A 3,505-nucleotide genomic window follows, 5' to 3' on the forward strand; every position below is an offset into this window, starting at 1 on the left:
AGGGGCGTGCTCTACATCATTCCAACCAGGGCCCTTGCAAAGGATCTGATGCGCAGGTTCGAGGCGGTGATCACCGAGCGTCTGGGGTTGACCCTGGCCATCCGAACCGGTGATATCAAGCGGGGCGGCAGGAAACGGCCGGACATCATGTTCACCACCCCGGAATCCCTGGATGTGATGCTGGGCAGCTCCAATGCCGGCATTAAAAGATTTTTATGCCGGGTGGGCATTGTTATCATTGACGAAGTCCATTCCCTGGTTCACCACTACCGGGGTCGGCATCTGGTCTATCTCTTTACCCGCCTGGAACGCAGAACCGGACAACCCATTCAGAAGGTCGCCATGTCTGCCACCATTTCCGACATTCCAGGAGTGATGGATTTTTTCGACTTCAGACAGGGGGGAATAGCGGTTACGGCAAGGGCGGACCGGGAAATTCTAGCCCGGCTGCTTTACCTGAAAGACGAGGCATTCGAGCTTCCCGCCCTGCTGAACGACCTCTACCGGGAGTGGAAATACAGGAAGATCCTGATTTTCTGCAACAGCCGGTCCGCCTGCGACCGCCTCTCCGGAATAGTCCGGCGCAACGGGGTGTTCAGACAGGTCACCGAGCTGCATTACTCGAACCTCAAGGCCGGAGAGCGAAAGAGGGCCGAGGATCGGTTCAGGAAAAACCCCCATGCCCTTTGCATTGCCACAAGCACCCTGGAGCTTGGCATCGATGTGGGGGATGTGGATGCCGTGCTTCTCTACCAGCCCCCCGGCTCAGTGTCCGCCTTTCTCCAGCGCATCGGCAGGGCCAACCGCCGGGGTGAGACCATTAACTTCTGGGGGATCACCTCCGGGGAAAACGCCGGCAACCAGGTGGTCCGCTTCCTTGCCCTGCTCGAACTTGGCCGCCGGGGAGAGATCGAAACCCCCTCTTTTAAAGATCTTCCCAGCGTGGTGAGCCAGCAGGTTATATCCTGCCTCTATGGAAAAAAAGAGATCTCCCTCAATGCCCTGAAGGGGCTGTTCCCGGAACATAAAACCCTGCTGCCTGAAATTTTCACCTCCCTTGAAAAAAAAGGATGGCTGAAACAGACCAGGCGTCCAGGGCTTATCAGGGGCGGGTGGCAATACTGGAAACATTTAAACGAGTACAAGATCTGGGGCAATTTCCCGGAAAGGGAAAAAGAGTACCTCCTTGAGGTCTCAGGAGAATCCGTTGCCGACATCCCCCTCTCCATTGTTTCCCAGATAAAGCCTGGAGATCGGGTCTATCTGTCCGGCCGCCGACTTAAAATCCTTAAAATCCAGGAGGGTGATCCCGGAAAGGTCACGGCCCGTTCCACCGGGAAAAAAATCGATAAAGAACTGGTGTGGGTGGGCCTGGGTGCCCATGTCTCCCATGAGACGGCCCAGGCCATGGGGAAGATTCTCCGATCCGGCACTCTTCCCGAAGAGAGCGGCCTCATGGTCAGGACCGGAAAATTGTTCCACAAGGAGCTTGCCCGCACAAAAAAACGGGTGACCCTGGCCAACGGCATTGAGGTTGTGCAGGGCACCAGGGCCAGGTTTCTTTTTTGTACCTTTCTGGGATCTGCCGGCAATCTTGTGCTGGAGTGGGCGGCAAGGGAGTTTTTTGAGGATGATGAAGTGGAGCTTCTCTCCAGTGAAACCGGTGTTGAATGTTCCAGGTGGATCGAGTTTGAAAAACTTGACCTGCCCCTTGAAAAAGCATCCTTCCATGCCTGGGTGTCATCCCATTTCAGGGTGCTTTGCAACCTTATTCCCCTGAGCATTTTCTGGAAGACCCTGCCAAGGGAGCAGAAGGTCCAGGAGGTTGCCGACTTCCTGTTTGACCGGCGGGTGGTTCTTGCCTTTGCCCGTTATCTTGGGGCAGGTTCCCATATTGTTTCCGGCGATATTGCACACCTTGGCCCTTCTGACACCATTGGTGACGCTGCCGGGGACTCTTCTTCCTTTGAAATCGCTGCCGGAGATTCCCTCCTGGAAGGGGAAAAAAACAGGGTGCAAAAGCCGGAGGAGTCCCCGTTCTTGTTCCCATTCTTGTCCCGGCAGTGGCAGGAACCCTGCCTTGATTTTGAGAGGCCCGGCTCCCTGCCCTGCCTGACCGCCACCATGGTCAGCGAATATTTTTTCCATGGCCGGTGTGACAGGCGGTTCTACATGAAATACCTTGGCCTTGGGCACCCCGTAAAAGAGCGGGAAGGGATCATGGCCCTTGCAAGAGAACAGGGCATGCGCCATGAAGAGGCTGTGCTTGAGGCCTTTGAAAAACAGGGGGACTGCCTTGCTCCAGAACCTGCGGGCCCTGAAGAACACCCCATGATACCCTCTTTAAGGCTTATGGCGGACACGGTCAACCGCCTGGCCCTCCTTGATCCTGTTGACCCGGGGGCTGCCCCGCCGGTCCGGCTCTCCCACTGCTATCTCGAGGCAGAGTGCCCAGTGCCGGGGTGCCCTAAAATCCTGGGCATCCCCGATCTTATCGAGGTCACACCCCATGGCAGGGGCCGGGTTCTCCTAAGGGCCGGGGATATAAAGAACAGCCAGACCCCCGGGTATCATCACAAGTGGCAGGTGGCCTTTTACGCCCTGCTCCTGGAAAAGAGTATTGAGAGGTGGCGGCTCCCGGCCCTTGTCTCCCAAAGAGGATTCATCATTACCCCCAATCCAAAACCTAAGCCCAACAAGCCCAAGGAACAGGACAAGGAAAAGGACAAGGAAACCGAGGCCTTCCACACCCATGAATTTGACCTCAAGCCTTATCTGGCAGCCTTTCCTGCCCTGTTTGAAAAACTGGGCAACATCCTTTCAAGGCCGCCTGCCGATGCAGACCACAGGCTTGACTCCAGGTGTATTAACTGCCCGGGGTTTCCCGGCTGCTACAGCGACGCCCTTTTCCATGAAGAGATTCAATTCCTGCCCCTTTTGACCGGGGGAGAACTTTCCGCCTTTCGGCATCTGGGCTGCACTACCCTTGCAGGGGCCCAGAAAGAACTTGAGGCAAAAAGAGTTGACCTTTCCCCTGGCCGCCGGGAGAAATTAACTGGATGGTGCCGGGCATTTTTAACGAACCGCATTTTCCTTCAACAGAGAAAGACCCATCTTTTTCCCTGCAACCTTTCCAGGCTCTTTTTCCTCCATCTTGAAAAAGATCCCATGACCCGTCAGCCCTGGATTCTGGGGTGGAAGGTCATGGAGGCCGATGCCGGTACAACCGTGGAATCCGGGGTTTTCACCATGGATACCCCCAGGGAACGGCAAGAGGTATGGCAAACCTTTACAGAAAAAATGGAGCGCCTCTGGAACAACAGCATCCATTCCGGCCTGGGTCCCCATCTCTTTCGCTTTGGTTCCGGTTCCCAGGTTTTGATGAGGCTCCTGGCCGGGGAAGAGCCAGGCGGGTTTTGTGATCTTTTCCACCAGACCCAGCCTTTGCCGTGGACGGATCTGCAACATCTCCTGACCACCCATTTCTGTATGCCTGCCCCCGGCA

1 protein-coding gene is annotated in these 3,505 nt (G+C 56.0%); it reads left to right on the forward strand.

Annotated elements, in window-relative coordinates; translation table 11 throughout:
- Positions 1–48: 48 nt before the first annotated feature.
- Positions 49–3,505: helicase-related protein (locus tag RBR60_RS16415; RefSeq protein WP_320358805.1), on the forward strand; the 3,457-nt coding region annotated here is incomplete at its 3' end.

This window comes from Desulfobotulus sp. (assembly GCF_034006065.1).
Taxonomy (GTDB): domain Bacteria; phylum Desulfobacterota; class Desulfobacteria; order Desulfobacterales; family ASO4-4; genus Desulfobotulus.